The organism is Algoriphagus yeomjeoni (assembly GCF_003259505.1).
GTDB classification, from domain to species: domain Bacteria; phylum Bacteroidota; class Bacteroidia; order Cytophagales; family Cyclobacteriaceae; genus Algoriphagus; species Algoriphagus yeomjeoni.
Genome location: NZ_QLLK01000021.1, coordinates 1 through 23,263 on the forward strand (window position 1 = coordinate 1; position 23,263 = coordinate 23,263).

The window sequence follows — 23,263 nt, forward strand, 5'->3', positions numbered from 1 at the left end:
TCAGTAATCCTAAAATCCCAGCTACAACAAACGGCATAGAAGGGTACTTTAGCCACCTAAAAAACCACCTAGATATTCACCGCGGACTGAGTCTAAGACACAGGATAGACTTCATTAAATGGTATGTGTTTTTGTCCAATAAAAAATGAGTTTTCAAAGCCATAGAGCATATCAAAAAAAGTAAGGTCTGGCAAAAAATTACCAGACCTCTTTTTTCGTTTATGCGCTGACTTTATTGCTGACAAGTTGGTCTCCACCAGAGCCTGTTTCCTCTTCAAATCAACACTGGATATTAAGAAATTATCTCATTAAAGTCACCAACTATTTTTCAGTACATTACCTTTTTTTACTGATTGTAATGTTATTTAGTAACATTACAAGCAAATGTTTATTCGCTTCTCTTATTTTCTCGGATTCCGATTATTCTCAAAGTTATTATCCCGGAAACAAATGGAATGAGTGAAAAAGCTCTGTTAGTTTCCCCACTAGGTTCACTATCAAATATTCCCAACAAAGATGGTTCGCTTCCCATAAATAGAGGAATAAGTTCGTAAATGGCTAAGTAAATAATCATCCCAATAAGTAAAGAGTTTGCAGTAGTTAGCTTTTTACTGAAAATTAAACTGAGGATTATTCCGATGATTAACTGAACAAGTAATAAGCATCCAAATAGAATTGGTGCCATCCCAACTTCACCTCCTGGTAAGTTTGTGTTCGACATCCAAAACATGAAAAAAACCACAGATAATAACACATGTAGAAAAAGGTATTTTATCATAAATTATAAAGCACTATCCCCTTTAGTGTTTTATCAGCCAGGTAAACCTTAAAATTTCGTTTTTCCCCAAGATATTTGTGAATTGAATCGATTGATTCTTGAATATCGTAAAGATATTTCTTTATCTGATCAACCATATATCAAGGTCTTTGTCTGGTTTACTGAACGAATAAAATATGGATTTGACAAAGATTTATCCGTGACGAGGTCAACTGGGCGTTGAAACAGATTCTCAAATTTATCAGCCAAATCAAAATAAGTGTCCGCATAATCCCCGTAATCCATTGGATTAAATGAGATTAGGAAATCAATATCACTTTTGTCGTTGAAGTTGTCGGTGCAGACGGACCCAAAAGCAAATAATGACTTTACATTATGAGTCTCGCATAACAATTTAATGTTTTCAATATTGTCGGATATAATTCTTCGCATGGCGATGTTTTGTTCAATTTCCCTTTTAGCAATCTTCAGCTCTTGAAATGATCCTTCATTTGGTCAAAATATCCAAATAATTTTCTCGATTAACAACTTGAAATTCAGTTTCGGGATATGCCTCTTCAAAACCCAGAGGCAATTTAGCCCTTCGCTCTGGATTCCATTTCGCTTCAAAAGCAAATAACTTTCCTTCTCGCTCCTCGAGCCAATCTAGTTCTTTTCCCGTGGTTGTCCTCCAAAAATAAACGTTAGAATGAATGCGATTGTAGCTCAGGTGTTTCATTCGCTCACTGATTATGAAATTCTCCCAAAGCGCTCCTCTATCATTTCGTAGATCTAGCGAGTTGAAATTATTGATAATCGCATTTCGAACGCCATTGTCCCAAAAATAGATCTTTCGGCTTTTTTTTAACTCGCGACGCATATTTCGACTGAACGAGTTTAATCGAAAAATAACAAATGCTTTTTCTAGCAAGTCAAGATACTTTTCCGCTGTTTCTTTATCTATCCCAATCGTGTTTCCCAGTTCGTTAAATGTGACCTCAGAACCGACTTGAAGAGCCAGGGCTAATAACAACTTCTGCAAAACTGTAGGCATGCGAACATCCGCTAAACTCAGAATATCTTTGTAGAGATAGCTGTTGGAGATTTCCTGCAGAGCTTCTTGGGCTTCGCTTGGATGATTAATTACCTCAGGATAAAATCCATAAATCATGCGCTGCTCCAAGAGTCGCTTCTCTTCTCGAGGAGACGTATGCAAGCAAAGTTCACCTGTAGAAATTGGGTAAAGTTGAAACTCTCGTTTGCGACCAGTTAGCGGCTCTTTGATTGAATTGGCTAGATCTAAAGCTGATGAACCTGAAGCTATGACTTGAACTTCAGGGAATTCATCTGCCAAAACTTTCAACGTAAGACCAATATTCGTGACTCGTTGAGCTTCGTCTATGACGACCAATTTATACCCTCCTATAAGTGACTTCAGAGCTGAAGTTGTTACATCAAAGAGGCTTTGACGATCATCTGGGTTGTCGCAATTCAGCCATAATACTTTCTCATTAGGGAAATCTAAGACCTGCTTCATGAGCGTAGTTTTACCTACCTGCCTGGGGCCGATGATTACCAAAAGCTTTCCTTGATGAATTCGCTTTCGAAGCTCAGATTCTATGTGGCGAGAAATCATAGTCCAAAAATATGTAAATTCTCGATTGTAACCGAAAATTTACATGTTAATTTTCGGTTACAATCGAAAGATTACATATAAACACTCGGTTAGCTAGGTTATAGACTGTTAATCCCAAAACCCATTCGCTTCAGTCAAAATAACCGGCGCACCATCGGTGATCAGAATAGTTTGCTCGTGCTGGGTTACATATCCTCCTTTGTTACCAACTAAAGTCCAGCCATCTTTCTGCTCTACAGCATAGGTAGAGTTGGTGGAGATAAAAGTCTCAATGGCTACGGTGGTATTTTTCTTAAATCGCTCTATGTTGCTTTTGACTCTATAGTTTAAAATATCTTCAGGTCCTTCGTGTAAACTTCTTCCTACGCCATGACCGGCTAGGTTTTTAATGACTTTAAAGCCTGATTTTCTAGCTTCAGTTTCTATGATAAAGCCAATGTCAGCGATCTTTACTCCACCTTTTATGGCATTTATGGCTTTTTTCAAAATATTTTGCGAAGCATCCACTAGAGGTTGATGATTGTGAATATCTTTTCCGATGATAAAAGAACCTCCGTTGTCTGACCAAAAACCATTCAGTTCTGCTGAAACGTCGATATTGATCAGATCACCTTCTTTCAAAATTATTTTGTCAGAAGGAATGCCATGCGCCGCAACTTGATTTACACTAATGCAGGTGTATCCGGGGAATTTATATGTTTCGTAAGGTGCTGATTTTGCTCCGTAACTTTTCAGAATATCTCCTCCATATTCGTCCAGTTCCTTGGTTGAGATTCCAATTTTAGCATACTCTCTCATCAACTTCAGCGTAGTAGCCACTACTTCACTGACTTTTTTCATTCCGATCAATTCAGATTCTTTGGTGATTGACATATTCTTTTGTTAAAAATCAATGTAAAGTTACCCTTTATTGCTTTTGTAAGATTTAGTTCTTTCGACCGACGAAATGCTCCATTGTTTTGTAAATGCCCATGACAGATCCAGCAAACCAGTCAAAAGCATTGATGGATAAGATGCCTTGACCAATTCGGGTAAGTCTGTAGATATAGCCGGGCAGGGTTAGCATTCTCACGTTATTCTCGATTGCCTTCACGATAGTCAATGAGGCTGCCTCTGGTTCTAAAATTGGGATTTTGGATTGCACCCCATCAAACATGCCTGTATTGATGTAGTAGGGCATAATCGTGGTGATGTTAATGTTTTTGTTCAGTTGCTTCATCTCCAGCCTGAGACTATCCGACCAACCTATCAGCGCCCACTTACTAGCTGCATAAACAGACATTTTGGGATTAGAAATCAGTCCTCCTGAAGAACCTATGTTACAGATATGACCAGAGTTCTGAGCGATCATGTCTCCGAGAAATTCGCTGCTGACTAACATGGGTGCGGTGGAGTTGATCTCCATAGTTTTGGTAATATCTACAGGCGAATGCTCATGGAAGTATTTGCCGACTACTATCCCAGCGTTGTTTATCACCACATCTACTACGCCAACGTCATTCTTGACCTTAATAGCAGTTTGCTGTATCTCTTGCAGGTTTGAAACATCCACTTGAAAGCCAACTACTACGCCTAGATGAGTAAATCCAGCGATAGTGCTATCTATACCAGCTTGGCTAATGTCCCAGATGATTACCTTAGCCTTTCGCTCTAGCATCAGACGAACCATTATTTTGCCGATACCGGATGCTCCTCCAGTAATCAACACTATTTTTCCTGCTAAATCCTTCATCTTTTTTGGGTGGGTGAATAAAATAAAAAGCCGTTTTAGTAATGCTTAAGGGGTTTGATCTTTTCTCCTAAAGAAAAAGAGGAGGCATTGAATACCTCCTGTTTTATTAAATCTCATCCACAAAATTCTGAAATACTTCTTTGTGACGCTTCAGGTCCATATTTGGTGAGAGTGAGGCTCGGATGATGTAGTCCTTATCACCTTCCTTCGTAGTGCCTTGAGTTGAGGTGGCAGGAATGGTCCAATAACATCCTTTTAGCTGTCCGTAGCTCACGCAGTACTTGCTTTCATCTGGGATCTCAGTGATCATCATGTTGATCAACTTTAGATTTAATGCTCTTTTATATGCCTCTTTTTCTTCTGGACTGTTTCCTTTTGTAGGAAGATCCAATGAAAATACGGAAGGTGTAAATCCTTGATCTGCTAGTTCCTTGGAGACAAAATTGATTTTGGCAGTGGGTAAGGTTTGCTGAATGTAGTTGACAAAATCACGGGTATTCACGTACGCGTCCTTGATCCGCTGATTCATGGATGGCAATTGCTTGGCTAAAATTTCGTATTGAAGCGATGTAGCTTCGTTGTCACAAAGCTGAAGATGTAGCGCTATTTTATCCATCAAAGCTGCTGCTAGATTATTTGCGACGCAGTACCCGGCGGTACACTTACCACCACTCGGGAATTTGGAGCCACTGGCATAAGATATGGCTTTCACTGTGGAGAGTATTTCACCTTCGCCTAAGAAAAGATAATTAGGACAGAACGTTTGATCTAAAATGAAGACCGAAGCAATTGCCTTTTCTCCAGTGGGCGTTTTGCGTTCTTTGCTTAAAACAGCTTTTAGTTGCTCAAGATTAGGGACTTCAACTCGTGGGTTTGTTGGTATTTCGGCGATGATGTAAGGCACCGCGTCTTCACCTGCCAATCTAGTTAGAATGGTTTCGAGACTTTGCACCATGTCGTTGTCACCATCAACGGGCAAATCCACCACTTCGACTTGGTCAATACAAGCTGCTACACGCCTTGATTGATCATTCGTTCCGCCGTAGCAATTTGGAGGGACTATGAATTTAATGGCTTTGCCAGGATGATTTTCTGCCGCATCATGCACCAGCCCCATCATAATCGCATACTGCATGGAGAGGCCACTAGATGCTGCTAGCGGAATGGTCGTGGTTCCTGTGATAGCTTGGATGGAAGCTAAGACGCTCGCTTTGTTAGCTTCTGCAGCATTGCCTGGCGTAGGAGGTGCTTCTTGTCCGATGAGAGACTTCAACGCCAAAAGGCAGTTTTCAGGAGTCATCGCAATGGTTTCTCTTCTGCGCACATGCTGAATCTCTGAAATATAGGCTGAGTTTTTCTCACCGTTTGCTAGTAAGACCGTGCCTAGGTTCGCATGAAGATTGATGAAGAAATCTACTCCTGTAGATAGCTCGTTAACACCGAATTGCTCTTGCTGTGAAATAAAAATCGTACTTCCTTCGAAAGTTGGGATTTCAGACCCTTGCCCAACTTGCTGCAACTCAAATGTGTATCCGTAAATATCTCTTACTAGTTCGGTATCAAAAAAATCCGGTAAATCTCCCGTGTGGAGGATTTGTGTGTTTCTGTTTTCTAACAAATTCTTTCTGAGAATAGCTAAAATCGGAGTCGTTTTCGACGAGAAACTGATCACGTTTTCTGAGGGTTGGCTTATTGACTTTGCGATAGCCCACTCCAAAACACAAGATAAAGGATGGCCTAATCGGATGTAGTCATAGGCAGTTGGCAGTGCGCTCAAAGCCTGCGTGGAGGCGTTGTTCTCCCTATATAAGCCCTCAAATTGATCCAAAAATTGAGTTTTTGCCAACTCTTCATTGTAAATATCTAAGCGGTGAGTGGTAAGTGTGAGCCAGTCCGATGGCATATTATGGATTACCTCTTCTAGATAAGTTTTCACTTGGGTACTGAACATATTCTGATTTTTTTGAGTCGGTAGTTAATCTTTCAATGAGTTATCAACCCTCTTGGTTCCTTGATTGATGTGGTTATTTGGTAGTCAGTCAAGTAACTGACTTTAAAGTTTTGATGGATAGGGAGATGTGACCAATAGTCATTCGGTTTAGTCTTGTTTTTTTGCCAAAGTCTTGATGAACACTAGAGCGAAAAAGATAAAAAATAGCCAGTCATTTGCACCGTAGATAGTATAGAAAATTCCGGCCATGCTGTCTTCTGCATAGACTGCTGCGAGGTCATTGTTCATGTGCCATTTGGTCCAGACGAAGCCGTAGATGAGTTTTTCCATAGCGAAGACAGCGACTAGCCAGTTTACCTTTTCAAAATCTCTTGCGACAGAGATGTAAGCAAGCCCCCAGATTACAATCATGACCAAACCAAAATTTGACATAACCACAGGATCGAATTCGTTGATAGTAGCATTGGTGAAAAATCTCGAAAAGGTGAGGACACCACCGATATTCATCAGGCCAGCGGCAATAAATCCGTAAGTGATAGTTTTGTCTTGAATCTTCATTTCTATGTCTTGGTAAAGTTCTCCAAAACTAGAAAGAATAGCTGTGATTTAGCTAACTAAGCAATTGCCAATTACGAATTGAAGTTCAACTTGGGTCATATCGTAGTTTACTTTAAAATAAGCTAGGGCGGCTATTGAAAAATGATATGGTCTATTCATTTACAACAAAGGAGAGTTTTCAATGCCATTTGAATGCGGTGCTAGCCAATGGATCAATATCCTTGAATTCATCAAAATCTTTGTCCTTGTTGCTTTCCCACCAGTCAAAATAGGATTGAGCTACACTCGCACGAACGGCATCACTTTGTTCTATCCATCCAAAATCCACCTTATTATCTACCACTGGATTTTGTGATGGGAAGGTATGAAACAGGAATTCGGAGTTTATCGCACGTGCTCGGATAGATTCAATTGTCCACAGGACAAACATTCCTAAAGTACATTCCAAAGTCAAAGAGGAGGAAAGCGTATTGACAGGGAAGTTATTGATTAGTAGACTTTCATTTCTATAAGCTAGAAGTGCTGGTATGTCACCAGAAGAAAAATCCGGCAACTGGTCAGCATTGTATTTTCCCTGCTTTAATAACTCCACATACCTTTCTACTGAAATATTGGAGGGATCTGAGTCATCCTCGCAACCAACTATACTAAAAAGACAGAAGCAGATTAATAATATTTTTAGAGTTTTCATGCGATAATTATTGAAGTGATGTTACTAGGCTTTCGACAAAAATGATTCTTTTTTAAACTTCATCTTTTCGTTCGTTTTCCTCAGATTTTCTAGTAAAAAAATAGAAAACTATTCCTACAGCAAGTCCAATTGATGATCCGAAGGTAATACCCATAGAAACTCCGAAGCCTACATCATTTTGAACAGAGCCGATTACAGTACCTATTGAAGTTCCTAATGCAGAACCTGCAGCTAGCCCTATTCCAATGCACAACGCCAATTTGTTTTCCTTTTCCATAGTTTTTTTTACTCCTTCTATTACACATAATTCTCGCCAGATAATAATATAATCAATGAGTTGATCTAAAAAAAGCCGACAATTAGCTTGTCGGCTCTAAATTACATTATCCTTTAAGTATAGGGTATTTACTAATCTGTGTTTTGGGCACAAATCTCTGTGAATCTCCGCGTTATTCTCTGTGTTCCCTGCGGTTAAATTTTTTAATCAGCGAATCTCTGCGGTTAAATAATCCCTACTTCCAGAAATCAGCATTATCAATCCCAGCATCCTTAGCAATAAAGACAGGATCTTTGCCTTCTTTTTTCTGTCTTTGATAATCTTTCAGCGCCTGGAAAGCTGGCTTACGAAGTAGTATGATTGCTATAATATTTAGCCATGCCATTAGACCTACACCGATGTCACCCATAGTCCAAGCCATTTCAGCAGTTTTGATAGATCCATAGAATGTAGCTGCTAAAATTGCAATTCTGAGTACCCAGATGCCCCATTTATTATTTGTCTTTCTGATCAAATAACTCAAGTTTGTTTCTGCGATATAGTAGTAGGCCATAATCGTGGTGAAAGCGAAAAACAGCAATGAAACTGCTACAAATCCTGCACCTAAAGAAGGAAATTGGGAAGCTACCGCAAACTGGGTGTACTCAGGCCCAAAGGCTACACCCGGAAGATTTTCTACTATGAAACCTCCATCTGGATTGACGACATTATACTGACCAGTGAAAAGGATCATCAATGCAGTGGCAGTACACACAAACAGGGTGTCCACATAGACTGAAAAAGACTGAACCAATCCTTGCTTCACTGGATGGCTTACTTCTGCAGCTGACGCTGCATGTGGAGCTGTTCCTTGTCCAGCCTCGTTGGAGTAAATACCTCTTTTCACACCCCAAGCGATAGCCATACCAAATACACCACTAAATGCAGCCTCTAAATTGAATGCTGACTTGATGATCAAAGCAAAAATTGCTGGTACCTCGGTGATATTGATACTAATAATTACGATAGCCATCAGAATATATGCTGCAGCCATAAATGGAATTACTACTTCGGCTACTTTACTGATTCTTTTTACTCCTCCTAGAATGATCAAGCCCATAAAAATGGTTATCAAAATCCCTGTGTATTCAACTGGAACACCAAAGGCATTGTCCATACTTAAGGCTATACTGTTACTCTGAACACCAGGCATAAAGATGGCTGTAGCTAAAATCGTCGCAAAGGCAAAAAGCATAGCATACCATCTTTTGCCTATCCCTTTTTCTATGTAATACGCTGGTCCACCTCTGTATTCTCCGTTATTTACTTCCTTATAGATTTGGCCTAGGGTGGATTCTACAAATGCTGAGGAAGCACCAAGAAAGGCAATTACCCACATCCAAAAGATAGCTCCCGGGCCGCCCATTGCGATAGCAGTAGCCACTCCTGCAATATTTCCAGTTCCTACTCTTCCAGAGATTGCTATTGCAAAAGCCTGAAATGAAGAAACACCCTCCTTAGAAGATTCTCCCTTGAATAGGAGTGTAACCATTTCTTTCAGATAAGTAACTTGCAAGAATTTGGTGGCAAAGGAGAAGTAAACTCCAGCAGCCAGGCAAAGAAAAATCAGAGCATTACTCCAAACTACTGCATTAATAGCATCTACTATTTCTTTCATGTGTATTTAATTTGATTTTTATCGTCACATGTAATCTCGTATACCTGACACTCATGATTTTGCAAGTTGTTTTCGATATACTCGATTTCATACTTAGATTTTAAAACTTAAAATTTCTGTAAGTAAGTGTGATTTGGGTTTATTTTGAGCCCGAAGAAAAGAAAAAATATGCGATAAAGCAGAAGAATCATTTTAAATGGACGTATTTCTTGATTGATAGCCTATGATAATTAGGTCTAGATGGAAAAAGCTTACTTTTTATTCAGAATATAACCTATAAAATTGCCTTACTCCAGCCTTTCGCATCTACTCGTCTTTCTCCAAGTAGTTGTTTATTATTCTTTCGGTTTCCAAGCCTTCGGATAACTCGAGTAACGCCCGATTGACTTCATATACTAAGGATGAGTTGATAGGAAAGGCAAACCCATAACCCTGTTTGAAATATTCCGCTTTAGCGAGATAGAAATTTTTGCCTTGATTTTGCTTGATGTAATAGAGAAGTTGAGGCCTGTCATATACCACTGCCTCTACTTCGTTTTCTTCGAGCTTTTCCATTGCCTCTTGAAGGGTATTTGAGGCTATTGTTTTTGCTTTGTTTTCTTTCAAAAAAGCCTCCGAAGGGGAGCCGGCAAGTGTTGCAGCCTTCTTATTTGAAAGCTGCTCTATATTCAGAATGGTTGAATCTCCGAGTGAGTTTAATGTCAACGTACTAGCAATGCCTGCTACCATAGAAGTAGCAAAAATGATGGAAATAATAATCCAAGTACCCGTAATTATTCTCCCTGCAAGAGTAACTGGAGCCTTATCTCCGTAACCTACTGTACTCATGGTCACCACAGCCAGCCACATGCCATTTCCGATTCCATTGACTGGATCCTTTGGAAACTGGTCTGGAGAATTTTTTCTTTCGGCAAGCCAAAGTAAGGTGCCTACGAGAGCCAGAATAAATAAAAACAAGCCTACGGCAATAATTAATTTAAAGCTGAAAAAGGGCTTTACTTTTTGCCAAAGTGTGAGTTCATCTGATCTGGAAACTATGGACAAACTTGAATTGTAAAATGGCTGCGAAAATCGCATATACTCAAGCCTGGATGAAGTAATACTAATAGGACCGACGACTATATCCACCATTTCTTTGCTCAGACCACTAAGTGCTGTTTCTACTTTGTCAAAATATTTATAGCGGTAGTTCCAGCCCTTTTTGGTAGCCAATTCCTCCCAGATATCCATCGCGATCCCTTTGTTTTCTACATTATTAGCAAACACAAAAGGCTGACTTCCTGCTACCCCTACAAGTAAAGTATCAGCAGAAGAGACTTCTGCTTGCGCAAAAAGATTAGAAGAAGTTAGAGATAGGATTAAAGCAATAAAATAACAGTAGATCGTTTTGGATCTCATAATTTAAATTTTTGGATTTTCTAATTTTTACTCGAGCTTGTTAAAGCAAATTGCAGTGATTAGCTAGCCGAGTTGTCAAATAAAATAGGGTCGACCTGAAGGAAAGATGGGCTCTTAATAAATTGATTTTACTAAGAAAATAAGCCAAAACAAAGTAAATCAGGCAGTTTCTGCTAGTTGAGATGGACTGACCTATCTAGTGATGAACAAAAGTGAGGCTTTAGAATGGTGGCTAAACGTATTCAAAAAGCCACAAGCCTCAGCTTAGATAGAAGCTGGAAAAAAGATGCTGGATGCCTATGGAGCTCCTATTGCCAATTTTACTAACTCAAATAGAGGTAGGGATCTGAACTTGATATGTGGGGAGTTTTTGGATCGGACGACTTACATTGAAAATACAGGAACTCGAAGCAATACTGACTATAATGCAGGAGTATATCCCATAAATGAATCAGGTAGTTTAAAAATGGAAATGGAAAAGACAATTCAGGATGCTGTGGATTGGGATAAGGAAGTCACAAATGTCGATTGGGATAATGATGGGGAAATATACTCCCAGATGAACAGTTTTAATGTGACTCTTTTTGAAAATTTCAGCCAAAATCCAGATAAAGTGGTGATCAGCCATAAGGAAACGCTATCTGATTAGGTCCTCGCAGAGCATACTACCAGTTCAGCCTATGTAGCTTGGAATAAAGATTTTGATTGAGGAATTTTTTTAGGTGCTCAGGTTGGGTATTGCTAGCATAATTATAGATGGTATGTATTCAAAAATTAAAATTTCAAGTTCCACAGTTTTCTTATTTCAGCACCTTTTCCTGATTTTTATATCAGTTCAATGCAAACCAAAGAATCCAATCATGACTGAGAATAAACCTGAGCTTCAAGAAACCCAAGTGACCTTTGGGCCAGCAGGACATATGTTGAATCAAAGACAGGCTTTTTCTCCCGATGACAATTTTTTGGTATTCGATTCTAGAAATGACGATTCGAAAATTGGAGAAAACCCATCAATCGGTCTAGTTAACCTTGAAACAAAGGAGCTTAAAACTATCTATGACCTAGAAAATCAGACTTCTTATGGCCCCGGCGTAGGTGCTGTTAGTTTTCACCCTAGTCAGAATGAAGTGGTTTTTATCCATGGGTTAAAGAATGCTTCCGCAGCCCAGCCTTACACGTTCACAAGACGCTTTGCTATGAAAGTTGATTTGGATAAACCGGAATTATCTGGGCCAATGGAAGCAAGAGATATAAATCCTCCATTTACCAAAGGGGCTTTACGAGGAGGGTCCCACGCCTATTCCTACAACTCAGATGGAGCAATGTTAAGTTTTACTTATAATGATGAACTTCTAGAGATAGAGTCAAAATCAAATCCGGAAGTTCATGACCTGCGAACTGTAGGAGCATTGCTTATTGGAGAGGAGGTGGCTATTGAGGGTACAAAGAATGAGGAAAACTTTGATGGGCTGAGCTTTGCCATATTGCTGGCAAAGGTCATAGCTAATCCAAAACCTGGATCAGATGAAATCAATAAGGCTTATGAGGAATGTTGGGTTGGTAATGCTGGTTATAAAAAGCCAGATGGGACAGTACAAAAACATGCATTGGCCTTCTTAGGTGATGTAGTTTCTAAATCTGGAAAAAAGGTAACTGAAGTATTTCTTACTGATATACCTGAAGATATTTTAGCTTTAAAAGCATCCGTTTCTGCAGGAACAAATTCCAGTTTACCTTCATTGCCTCATGGAATAACTCAAAGAAGATTGACCTACACAGCAGATGATTTAAACCCGGGAATCCAAGGGCCAAGGCAATGGTTGAGAAGTTCGCCGGATGGAAACTCAATTTACTTTTACAAGGAAGATGATTCTGGTACAGTTCAGATTTATGCAGTCTCACCAAATGGTGGGGAAATCAAGCAGATCACCAAAAATGACTTTTCTCCAGATACTACTTTTGGATTGAGTGCTGATGGGAAATACATTGCCTACAGCGCAGAAGAAGCTATTTTTGTTACTTCAGTAGATGATGGTGAGACTCAACTTGTTTTACCAAGACCCACAAGTTCCAGTTCACAACTCAGTAATATCAACTGGGCAAATGGTAAATACACCATTGCCTATAACAGAAAAATAGAACTGAATGGAGCGACTTATTATCAGATTTTCACCTTAGATCTCTCAAAAATTTTAGGCTAATTGTAGTTCTTGATTTTGACTTAGTCAAGTTCCTTATACAGTCAATGCATTTTTAAAAACCCTAATAACCTAGCTTCCATGGATTTACCCATTATAGATTTAATAGTTTTTTTCGTTTACATGGCAGCTATCGTGCTATTTGGGATTTCTTTTTCATTTAAGAAAAGGACTGCACTGGAATATACTACCGGAGGAGGCCGACTGCCGAGTTGGGCGATTGGGATGTCTATCTTCGCTACGTTTGTAAGTAGCATCAGCTTCCTAGCACTTCCGGGCAATGCCTATTTATCCAATTGGAATGGCTTTGTGTTTAGTCTATCTATTCCTTTCGCAGCATGGATAGCTGTCAACTATTTTGTCCCACTTTATCGTAGGCTTCAGAGTGAATCGGCTTATTTTTACCTAGAAACACGTTTTGGCTCCTGGGCCCGAGTGTATGCCTCGATATGCTATTTGCTGACTCAATTGGCCAGAATGGGGGCTATTATGTACCTCTTGGCACTTCCGATGAATGCTTTATTTGGTTGGAGTATTCCTTTGATCATTATCTGCACTGGAGTGAGTGTGATTATTTATGCGATGCTTGGAGGAATAGAAGCTGTGATTTGGACAGATGCAATTCAGGGAATTGTATTGATCGGAGGAGCTTTACTTTGCCTGATTGTCATTTTGTTTTCTATGCCCAATGGACCAGGAGAAGTTTTTACGATTGCAGCCGAATCGGATAAATTTAGCCTAGGTAGTTTCCAATTCAATTTTGTAGAATCGACATTCTGGATGATTTTGATCTATGGACTATTCATCAACCTTCAGAATTTTGGAATAGACCAAAGCTATATTCAGCGGTATATCACTGCCAAAACAGAGAAAGAAGCTGTGCAATCTACCTGGTTGGGGAGCTTGCTTTACGTTCCTGTTTCTTTGCTTTTTTTCTTTATTGGAACAGCCTTATTCTCTTACTACCAAGCGTTTCCAGAATTATTACCTAGCGATTTACAATTAGCTGAAAATGCCGATAAAGTCTTTCCGTATTTCATCGTTTCGGGACTTCCAAAAGGTGTAACAGGAATTTTGATTGCCTCTATTTTTGCTGCTGGAATGAGTACGGTTTCCACTAGTATCAACAGTTCTGCAACGGTTTTCCTATCAGACCATTATAAGAAATACATTCATAAAAACGCTACCGAGAAGCAATCCATGCGAGTGCTTTTTATGAGCTCATTCTTCATGGGCGGAGCTAGTATTTTAGTGGCTCTGGCATTCAATGGAGTTACTTCCGCTTTGGATGCTTGGTGGGCACTTTCGTCAATTTTTAGCGGTGGAATTTTAGGTTTGTTTTTGCTGGCCTTCATTGTCAAAAAAGCTTCTAGCAAAGCCGCTGCCATTGGGGTATTATGCGGTGTGGTGGTCATCGGATGGATGAGTTTATCAGCAGTGGTTTTGAAAGGAACCAGTTTGGAAGGGTTTCAAAACACGCTACATACCAATTTGACCATCGTGATGGGAACCCTGACAATTTTTATTGTGGGATTCATTTTGACATCACTTTTTCAAAAAAAAAAATAGTTTTAAGGTTATTCAAAACATTCTTTACGAGTAACTGATGTTTGCCCCGGTATGAAAAATAGCTAGGATTTAAGCACAAAAAAAAACCTCTGAAATTAATCAGAGGTTTTAGTGTCGGGGTGGCAGGATTCGAACCTACGACCTCCTCGTCCCAAACGAGGCGCGATACCGGGCTACGCTACACCCCGAGCTATTTTATTCTTGATCCTAGACTTGCTCTTGAATCGGTTGCAAATGTAGTAAAATTTATTTCTGACAAACACTTTTTTCAAAATGAAATTGAAAAAAATCGGAGATTAATTTGACGGATTTATAGCACTTAATTGAAGTGCATTGAAAATGAGATCAATAGCTTTAATTGACAATGAAAAACTCTAAACTTAATCGCACATTTTCAGGATCTGTTTCGTCTAGATTAAGCTTATAAGTGTAATATCCATTCGAAAGTGGAGTTTCACCCACATAGTCAAATGGTTGAAGTCTTAATTCTTCCCCATCAGCCATTAACCTGACAAATCCATATCGGTAGGCATTTTCAAATTCATTAAAATCTGATTTTTTCCCAGCTTTGAGATCTCCAAATTCAACTCCACGTGAGCCAGAACTTATAAAAATGTCTTTGAAATCCACTCCGGAAGCATTTTCCACTCGAATGAAAATACCTGTGGGGTTGTCAAAATCAGAATCATCTGCACAAGTCGTCAACAAGATTATTCCAACTAGGAGAGTTAGTAGCTTTTTCATCTTTATAGAATGTTGATCAATTTGTAGACGATTTAATTCGATAAAATGCTACTTATTGCTTGTGATTTGACTAGAACTCTTTCTCTCCAAACTCACTCTTAATAAACCGTGACTTATTTGTCAGCTTATTGAATGTATAGCTGATGTTCAACTGGATCATGTCTACTTCATAGACATAATTCGTCGTGGTGTAGAATTCTCCTTCACGCCAAGTGGTAATTCGTTGCTCATTCGTCGGAAGCAATCCCATATCAATATTTAGCCATTGAAGGGTGGTGCTGAGTCTTCCATCCAGAAAAGTCTTCTGCAAATTCAGATTAGGAGAGAGAAAACTGGAATCCTCACCCTGCGCTGTATTGGTTGGGGACAGGTAATTTACTGCTAGTTGAGCCTCCCAGTTTTTACCAAGATCAAAGCTTGTATTGGCGTTGATCGAATAAATCCAGCTTTCAGAATTGATGGGCCTATTATCAAATTCCCCCTCGATGGAATAATGATACACATTTGTGCCAGCAAAAATCTGCCACCAATCTGTAGGGTTTAATTCCAGTCCAACTTCCAGCCCAAGAGATTTTCCTGTACCTACATTTGAATAAATTCTATTCAAAATCGTGTCGTTATAAACCGTATTCACGCGATTTACCAGATTCTGCACATTTCTGAAGTAAGTCGTAGCGCTAAAGGAATTGTCTCCAAAATCCTTCACAACACCAATTTCCACCAAGTCCACAAATTCAGGCAAGAGTGTAGGATCGCCCTGTTCCAGCGTCTCGGAATGCTCTCGCTCAGGGAATGGATTCATTTTGAACGTAGTGGTTCTCTCCACTCGTCGGGAGTAGGAGGTTTTGAATTGCAGCTCGTCACTCACAGCATATTGCAAGCTCGCCGATGGGTAGAGCTTTACGAAGTCATACAAATAGGTCGTGTCAACTGTACCTGCCTTGTCGGTGAGATCCAGCGTTCTATCCATCACTTCCAGCCTTGCGCCAGCAGCGTAATTCCACTTCCCTTTTCTGCCTGTTAATTGTCCATAGCCAGAATGCAAAACTCGATTTAAATCTACTCTACTCGAAAACTCAGGAATTAGCTCAAATACTCCAGTTTCATTGTTTTTTCGCTCATATACAAAGTCCCCAGTATGATTTAGATATCGGTATTGATATCCAAATTCCAGGGTCCCAAATGGTTTTGGAGCTGATTTGTAGTCCACTTGAAGTCGAGTTCCATGTAGCGGGTTGTCGTTGGTGTTATACTCGTCCTGATAAATAATATTGGTGTCTGGATAGCCCAAATTGCGATTGGTAGTAGGCCCACCAAGCATAGTGTATTCGTATAGAAAAGAGCCTGAGAGTTGAGATTTATTTTGAAAAATGTGCTTGTAATCTAGGCTTCCTAAAACAAAATCACCGCGACGAATTCGTAGATTTTCGTTGTAATACTGCATCGTATACAGTCGCTCCTCATTCACTACGGCATGGTTGTCATAATAGAGGATATCTGCAGTACGATCTGCAGTCTTTTTTCCCGCATAAAAGCCAAGACTAAAGTCATTGGCCTCATTGGGAGTGAAACCTAAGGTGAATCTGCCTGAGTAGGTTTTGGCAACGGTGCTTCTTTCGCCATCCGAGGGGAAAAATGTAGTTGTATCTCCGCTTATCGTATAGACTTCACCTTCCCTGCGTCCGCTGATATCATTTCTTTGGAAGTTTCCACCCAGGGAAAGGTCCCATTTACCTTTTTTATGATTGATGGTGAAATCAGCCCCATACCTGTGTGGATTGTCTTTGTTGTCATATGGCTCTATACTTGGCGCGCCTATTTTGGCATTTACCTGCACGAAGGTGCCATCGGTTACCCCTTTCTTCATGATAATATTAATAATCCCTGCTTTTCCCTCCGGGTCATATTTTGCCGAAGGCGAAGTGACTAACTCTATTCTATCCACTGCATTGGCTGGGAGTTGGGATAAAAGTGCCTCTGGACTCGCTTGTGAAGGCTTGCCATTGATCATGACTACAAAGCCTGTGGTGCCTCTGACCGAAAGTTCACCCTGAGCATTGATGCTTACCGAAGGTAGATTTCTCAAAACATCCGTTGCGGTACCGCCTTGACTGGTGAGGAAGTTTTCTGAATTGTAAACCTGCCGATCTACTTGATTCATGATGGTAAATTTTCTCCCAGATACTTCTACTTCAGATAGTAATTGTTGATCTGGGGTGAGTAAAATGGTCCCTAAATCCAGTAAGAGATTTTTGGTGATCGACACACCTGAAACAGTCTTCGATTCATAACCCATAAATTGAGCGAGAAGATAGTAATCCCCTGGTTTTAAGTCTTCTAAGGAAAATAATCCTTCTTGATCTGTCACGGCTCCAGTTATCAGTAAGCTATCCTTGGTTTGATAAATAGCCACACTTGCGTATTCCAGTGGGCTGTTTTCTGCTTGATCAATTAGCTTACCTTTTACACCTGTTTGAGAAAAAGCAGGTCCACCTAATACTATTATAAAAAGTAGGAATGATAATTTATTCATTGAAACACCACAATTTTTATGTGTAAAAATTGTAAAAAAACAAATTGAATTGAATGCCTTTTAAATAATAACTGAAGCAAATTTCTTTTAGGGAGAAAAATAAAATTTTTTAAAAGACCGAATTCCCATTTATAAAAAAATTGAAGAAGTTTCTAAAGTAATTTTAAAACCTAATACTTAGTGTTTTGAATGTGTTAGTGTCTGATTATCAATAATTAAAGTCAATTATTCGAATAAAAATATGTTTGCTTTCAAGGGGAGATTCCTTTTGGGAGCAGTCTGAATAGGGAAATCACGAAGTTTGAAAGGAAATAATTTTGTTTATTTAAGATTGAAAGAAGCGGGTTGAATGAACTCGATGAAATAACCTCTCTTCTCAATAAGTTGAACCACACCAATAAAGTAAATTCTATCTAATGAGTTTTCAAATCAAAAATTCCGGTGAAGCCTACGACGTCATTATTGTGGGTTCTGGAGCTGGAGGTGGAATGGCCTCCAAAATTCTTTCCGAAGCAGGATTATCAGTTGCCGTCGTAGAAGCAGGGGGTGATTTTGATCCGGCAAAAGAGGAAGATCGCACGCAATTAAGGCCACCTTGGGAATCACCAAGAAGAGGAGCTGGTACTAGAATCCGGCCTTTTGGAGACTTCGATGCTGCTATCGGAGGCTGGGATATCGATGGAGAACCATACACCAGAAAGAATGGGACCGAATTCGATTGGTTCCGATCCAGAATGGTGGGTGGAAGAACGAATCACTGGGGGAGAATCTCTCTTCGCTTTGGACCGAATGATTTTAAGCGAGCCAGCATAGATGGTCTAGGTCATAACTGGCCTATTGGTTACGATGATTTGAAGCCTTACTATGATAAGGTAGATAAGCTAATTGGGGTATTTGGTACCAAAGAAGGCATTTACAATGAGCCTGATGGCTTTTTCCTCCCTCCTCCAAAGCCAAGACTTCACGAGCTTTACATGAAAAAAGGTGCGGATAAGGTCGGAATTCCAATGATCCCTTCACGTCTTTCCATGCTTACTCGTCCAATCAGCAAGGAAAGAGGAGTTTGCTTTTTCTGTAGCCAGTGTAACAGAGCTTGTCAGGTTTATGCAGATTTCTCAGCGGGAACTTGTCTGGTTCACCCTGCTATGAAAAAAGGTAAAGTTGACCTTTACACGCATTCCATGGTTAGAAAAGTAACAACAGACGAGGCTGGTAAGGCAACCGGAGTATCCTTCGTGAGTAAAGTAGACATGAAGGAATACAAGTTGAAATCAAGAGTAGTCGTGCTTGGAGCGTCAGCCTGTGAATCTGCACGAATCATGATGAACTCCAAGTCAAAATCGCATCCTGACGGGATTGGAAATAGCTCTGGAATGGTAGGGAGATACCTACATGATTCCACAGGAACAGACCGTATGGCAATCGTACCGAGCCTGATGGATCGTCAGCGATACAATGAAGATGGTGTAGGTGGTCTGCATATGTACACTCCTTGGTGGGGTGATAACAAGAAACTGGATTTTGCCCGTGGATACCATATTGAGTATTGGGGCGGAATGGGACAACCAGCCTATGGCACCGGAGGAAGTATGGATTCGATGAGAAAATATATCACGGACGAATTTGGTGCTCCAAGTCCGAACGGAGGTTATGGAGTAGGATTGAAAAAAGATATTAGAAAACTTTACGGATCCACCATGGGGATGTCTGGTAGGGGAGAAAGTGTGCCTATGTATGATAACTATTGCGAGATTGACCCAAATACCGTGGATAAATACGGTATTCCAGTGCTTAGATTTAACTACAATTGGACGGATCAGGAAGTGAAGCAGGCGAAACACATGCATGACACGTTTGAAGAGATCCTGACAGAAGCTGGAGGCATTTTATTAGGCTCCAAGCCGGGTCCTGAATCTAAATATGGATTATTGGCACCAGGAAGGATTATTCACGAAGTTGGTACTACTAGAATGGGCGACGATGCCGCTACATCAGTATTGAATTCCAACTGCCAAGCGCACGATTGTGATAACTTATTCGTAGTGGATGCGGGACCTTTTGTGTCTCAAGCCGATAAGAACCCAACGTGGACCATTCTGGCCCTTGCATGGAGAACTTCCGATTATATAGTAGGTGAATTGAAAAAGAAAAATATCTAAATCATGAACAGAAGAGAAAACCTCAAACTACTCTTTACCGGCTCTCTTGGTACAGGATTATTGTTGACTGGCTGTTCACCTGAGCAGCAAGCTTTGCCTGAAAATGCTTTATTAGCAGGCGGAACTATTGGCGGTAGAACGGAAGAAGAAAAGCAACGCGATTTAGAGTTACTTTCAGAGACCTTTTTCACTGAAGATGAGCGTAAGAAACTCAGCACTCTTGTGGATATTATTATGCCAAAGGATGATGAATCTCCCTCAGCTACTGAATTAAAAGTAGTGGACTTCATGGAGTTTATGATGAAGGATCAGCCTGGAAATCAAACTCGTATGCGTGGCGGCTTGATGTGGTTGGATTTTGAAGCGGATGAGAAGTTCGGGAAATCATTCAATGAACTTTCTGAATCTGAAGTGATCGAAATCGTAGATGAAGTAGCCTGGCCAGACACAGCAAAACCTGAATATGAAGGGGGAGTACGCTGGTTCAATATGCTTCGTAACCTTACGTGTTCTGGATATTTCTCTACCCCTGAAGGTTGGAAATACATGGGCTATGTAGGGAATACTCCAAATGCGTGGGACGGTGTTCCTCAGGAAGTAATGGATAAGCATGGCGTGAAACTGGAAGAAAAATACATTCCTCAATACCTCAAAATGGAAGATCGCGGAACTGTGATCGAGTGGGATGCGGAAGGAAATATTATTGGGTAATTAACTTTCCCAAGCCAAAATATGAAAGCCAATGGATGAAAATTCATTGGCTTTTTTTGTGGTTGAAAGTTACCCGACACTTATAGAGTTGGCTGATCTATTAGAGAATAATTCTGTAGTAGAAATTAGCTTAATGCAACTGTTGGAGAATGCTTATGCTGTACGAAATAGACCAGCGATAACTGCACAAAGGGGATAATTCCGTCAGATCAGGTTGGTGGCGCCACATTAAGTTTTTAGATGGCTTTTAGGAATTATACGAGCATGACTAGCTGTGAATAATTAGTAGTTAAAGCTGATTTTTCACTTTTACTAAAAGTCCGGGGAGTATTTTCTTACCTATATTCAACTTCTCCTTTAATGATAATGGACTTTTTACTATCTCTTCTGCTATTGCTAAATATATCCCTACTTTATTTTTTTTACTCATAAAATCCCAGGAAGCACTAAGCGTTTTTGAATTATAATTCTTTTGAAATAGGACTTTGTTGGTAGAGATGAATTGCCCATGAAATGACAGTTTGATCATCCACAGCAAATCTGCCATATGCTCCGGGTTGCCTATTCTTAATTTTGCAACCGGCAGTATTTTTTTTACAACTGAACTTCTGTGAATCCCATGATAGGCAGCCCACCATCCGTGGACCTGTTTCTTGATGAGCGTAGTTACCAGATCTGATGTAGTAATGCTATTGGATAATTCAACACAGAAAGAGTTTCCCTGAATGAAAGGTAAACCTATATTTTTCATGCCGGGGATGGCTAAAGCAGCTTGTGGATTTTCTTCTAAAACCTTTATTTGCTCTGCTATGAAACCATCAAAAAGTATGTCATCGTGCGGGTGCAAAAAACAATATTCACCTAACTCTACTCCTTTTCTCCACAGATTTTCTGAATTAGAAAACCATCCTAGGTTTACTTCATTTCTCAAAATAGTGAAGTTGGGATGATCTTTGGCAAAATCTTGGCAGACCTTAAATGTATTATCCTTTGAGCAATCATCACAGAGGATTACCTCGAAGTTTGCATAGGTTTGGGCGGCAATTGATTCCAAAGTTTCAATAATAAATTTTTCAGCATTATAAGCTGTTACTAAGGCTATGACTTTAGGGTATATCACGAATAAACACGGTTAAGAATGCTTTTGACTGATTCCACAGCAAACATTGGTGCAGTAGTGAGTTTTCCTGTGTCGATAGAATGGTAGTTGCCTCCATAGGTTTTTAGGCCAATATTAGTTCTATCGTGCAGCTTACTATTACTATCATCGACATCGGTTTTACCATAGGCAACAATTGGAGCCCCATCTACCAAGTACGTGATGGATTTGTTGATGCCCGGAAACCACTTTTCAATTTCCTCCAAAAAAATGGATGATAAAGCATTTGCTTTTTCTTCGGATACAATTCCTCTACTTACCTCATTCCAAGTTTCTGGCGGACTTATTTCTGTGCTCCAACCCAAACAACCTGCGGGATACCAAGACAGGTATGCAGTTCCGTCCTTTTTTATGACCACATCACCATATTTGCCTATCACCATAGTAGCAGAAGGGCGTTCCAGTAAGCTGGGATCAATTTTAACCATCACCCTATACTTCAAGCGATGTAATAAATCCTTCGGTTTAGCTACTCCAAAAGATTCATCTAGTGCAAATTTACCCTCCCAAGTAGCATTTATTACTTGTTCAGCCTCAAACCTAAATTCTTTGTTGCCGACGAATCCAGAGACGGTAAGCATCTCATTATTACGACTGATGTTTTTTATATGATGGTTGGGACAAAAGCTTATGCGAGGATTGGATAGAAGTGCTTCTGTCAAATACTTCTTCAACAATTCGGTATCCACAGAATATTCAGCTGTTTCAAAAGCTGCCTGCACAACCTCATCGCCAAACAGTTCATTAGCTTTTTCATCTGAGACTCTTTTTGTTAAATAGCTGGGTTTGGTGCCCAAATAGTCCCAATCTGCATGTTTGGATGTATAATCATCGAAAATTTCCTCCATCTTTTGGTATCGCATTTCCAGCTCTTCTGGATTGAGAAAAGAATCCTTTGCTACTAAATAATAGAAAGGATTACTCAGCCCAAGATGATAAGATTTGTCGCCTATCCATCTCTCGAGAGATTTTCGAAATTCCATAGAGGCTTTTAACATCAGCTTAGGTGTGGCAAAAGTAGGGTCATTCATATAGACTATTCCAAGATGAACCTTGCCTTCATTCCTCAAACTGGCGCGATTAAATGGAATAGTGTCCTGATCAATTATGGTGACGTACTTACCTTGTTTGGCTAGCTCAAGTGCTATGCAGATTCCTTGAATACCTGCACCAAGCACTAAAAATTCATTATTATTCACTCTTAATTAAAAATTAATTGAATTTAAAACTAGGGATAATGCAGTTGGAATTAAAATTATGATTTAAAAATATTATGATTATCCGCAATGATGCCAGTCACCTTAGATTCTTTGCTTGGTTGGCTGGAAGACCCCTGCCCGAACTACAGGCGGGGGTGACCGAAGACTGAAGCGGCCTCAAAGCTAGAGTATACCATCTTTCAAGTCGCTTTTTTCTATTTACTGGTAACAAAGCGGATATACATAAAAATATTATCTCAATCTTTAGCATTCTTACTTGGTATTGGGCGGCTTGTGCACTAATTGGTTACGATAATTTCAGATTTTTTTTCTA

Annotated in this window: 19 protein-coding genes and 1 tRNA gene; 5 read left to right on the forward strand and 15 right to left on the reverse strand. The window is 39.8% G+C overall.

Annotated features, from left to right (window positions below; genetic code table 11):
• Positions 1–907 precede the first annotated feature (907 nt).
• From LV83_RS20590 to LV83_RS20635, 10 genes are all read right to left on the reverse strand, one after another.
• Entirely contained in the window at positions 908–1,210 is a 303-nt protein-coding gene (locus LV83_RS20590; protein ID WP_111613454.1) for a nucleotidyltransferase family protein, read from the reverse strand.
• A gap of 55 nt (positions 1,211–1,265) precedes the next feature.
• Positions 1,266–2,393, reverse strand: coding sequence for an ATP-binding protein (locus tag LV83_RS20595; RefSeq protein WP_111613455.1), 1,128 nt, complete (start codon positions 2,391–2,393; stop codon positions 1,266–1,268).
• Positions 2,394–2,501: 108 nt separating this feature from the next.
• Complete coding sequence (map, locus tag LV83_RS20600; RefSeq protein ID WP_111613456.1) at positions 2,502–3,266, reverse strand: type I methionyl aminopeptidase; 765 nt, start codon at positions 3,264–3,266, stop codon at positions 2,502–2,504.
• A 52-nt stretch (positions 3,267–3,318) separates the two neighbouring features.
• Entirely contained in the window at positions 3,319–4,125 is an 807-nt protein-coding gene (locus LV83_RS20605) for an SDR family oxidoreductase (RefSeq protein ID WP_111613457.1), read from the reverse strand.
• Between the two features lie 106 nt (positions 4,126–4,231).
• The gene (locus LV83_RS20610) at positions 4,232–6,076 is read right to left on the reverse strand and encodes a PLP-dependent aminotransferase family protein (protein WP_111613458.1); all 1,845 of its coding nucleotides are present in this window, start codon (positions 6,074–6,076) and stop codon (positions 4,232–4,234) included.
• A gap of 147 nt (positions 6,077–6,223) precedes the next feature.
• Positions 6,224–6,634: a hypothetical protein gene (locus LV83_RS20615; RefSeq protein ID WP_111613459.1), complete on the reverse strand. Its 411-nt coding sequence runs from the start codon at positions 6,632–6,634 to the stop codon at positions 6,224–6,226.
• 178 nt (positions 6,635–6,812) lie between these two features.
• A complete protein-coding gene (locus tag LV83_RS20620; protein WP_111613460.1) occupies positions 6,813–7,325 on the reverse strand; it encodes a DUF4943 family protein in 513 nt (170 codons plus the stop codon).
• A gap of 52 nt (positions 7,326–7,377) precedes the next feature.
• Positions 7,378–7,602 (reverse strand): hypothetical protein, encoded by a 225-nt coding sequence (locus tag LV83_RS20625; protein ID WP_111613461.1) that lies wholly within the window; start codon positions 7,600–7,602, stop codon positions 7,378–7,380.
• 235 nt (positions 7,603–7,837) lie between these two features.
• Positions 7,838–9,259 carry an alanine/glycine:cation symporter family protein gene (locus LV83_RS20630; protein ID WP_111613462.1) on the reverse strand — a complete coding sequence of 474 codons (1,422 nt, stop codon included), beginning with the start codon at positions 9,257–9,259 and terminating at the stop codon, positions 7,838–7,840.
• 306 nt (positions 9,260–9,565) lie between these two features.
• On the reverse strand, positions 9,566–10,657 hold the full coding sequence (locus LV83_RS20635) for a transporter substrate-binding domain-containing protein (RefSeq protein WP_111613463.1): 1,092 nt from the start codon (positions 10,655–10,657) through the stop codon (positions 9,566–9,568).
• 286 nt (positions 10,658–10,943) lie between these two features.
• On the opposite strand from LV83_RS20635, the gene LV83_RS20640 reads away from it, so the two are divergent.
• From LV83_RS20640 to LV83_RS20650, 3 genes are all read left to right on the forward strand, one after another.
• The gene (locus tag LV83_RS20640; RefSeq protein ID WP_111613464.1) at positions 10,944–11,306 is read left to right on the forward strand and encodes a hypothetical protein; all 363 of its coding nucleotides are present in this window, start codon (positions 10,944–10,946) and stop codon (positions 11,304–11,306) included.
• Between the two features lie 211 nt (positions 11,307–11,517).
• Positions 11,518–12,858, forward strand: a complete 1,341-nt coding sequence (locus tag LV83_RS20645; RefSeq protein ID WP_158530635.1) for a DUF3748 domain-containing protein — start codon at positions 11,518–11,520, stop codon at positions 12,856–12,858.
• A gap of 78 nt (positions 12,859–12,936) precedes the next feature.
• Positions 12,937–14,424: a sodium:solute symporter gene (locus LV83_RS20650; RefSeq protein ID WP_111613466.1), complete on the forward strand. Its 1,488-nt coding sequence runs from the start codon at positions 12,937–12,939 to the stop codon at positions 14,422–14,424.
• 114 nt (positions 14,425–14,538) lie between these two features.
• On the opposite strand, the gene LV83_RS20655 is transcribed toward LV83_RS20650, so the two are convergent.
• The 3 genes from LV83_RS20655 to LV83_RS20665 all read right to left on the reverse strand — a co-directional run bounded on the left by LV83_RS20655 (position 14,539) and on the right by LV83_RS20665 (position 17,701).
• Positions 14,539–14,612 (reverse strand) — tRNA-Pro (locus LV83_RS20655).
• A gap of 166 nt (positions 14,613–14,778) precedes the next feature.
• Entirely contained in the window at positions 14,779–15,168 is a 390-nt protein-coding gene (locus tag LV83_RS20660; protein WP_111613467.1) for a hypothetical protein, read from the reverse strand.
• Between the two features lie 70 nt (positions 15,169–15,238).
• Positions 15,239–17,701: a TonB-dependent receptor domain-containing protein gene (locus LV83_RS20665; RefSeq protein WP_111613468.1), complete on the reverse strand. Its 2,463-nt coding sequence runs from the start codon at positions 17,699–17,701 to the stop codon at positions 15,239–15,241.
• 416 nt (positions 17,702–18,117) lie between these two features.
• On the opposite strand from LV83_RS20665, the gene LV83_RS20670 reads away from it, so the two are divergent.
• Both LV83_RS20670 and LV83_RS20675 read left to right on the forward strand, forming a co-directional pair.
• Entirely contained in the window at positions 18,118–19,860 is a 1,743-nt protein-coding gene (locus LV83_RS20670; RefSeq protein WP_111613469.1) for a GMC family oxidoreductase, read from the forward strand.
• A 3-nt stretch (positions 19,861–19,863) separates the two neighbouring features.
• On the forward strand, positions 19,864–20,571 hold the full coding sequence (locus tag LV83_RS20675; RefSeq protein WP_111613470.1) for a gluconate 2-dehydrogenase subunit 3 family protein: 708 nt from the start codon (positions 19,864–19,866) through the stop codon (positions 20,569–20,571).
• Between the two features lie 289 nt (positions 20,572–20,860).
• Here LV83_RS20675 and LV83_RS20680 read toward each other — a convergent pair whose 3' ends face one another.
• Entirely contained in the window at positions 20,861–21,691 is an 831-nt protein-coding gene (locus tag LV83_RS20680; RefSeq protein ID WP_111613471.1) for a glycosyltransferase family 2 protein, read from the reverse strand.
• Positions 21,688–22,929 carry an FAD-dependent oxidoreductase gene (locus tag LV83_RS20685; protein ID WP_111613472.1) on the reverse strand — a complete coding sequence of 414 codons (1,242 nt, stop codon included), beginning with the start codon at positions 22,927–22,929 and terminating at the stop codon, positions 21,688–21,690. The genes LV83_RS20680 and LV83_RS20685 overlap by 4 nt, the downstream gene beginning before the upstream one ends.
• Positions 22,930–23,263: the final 334 nt, after the last annotated feature.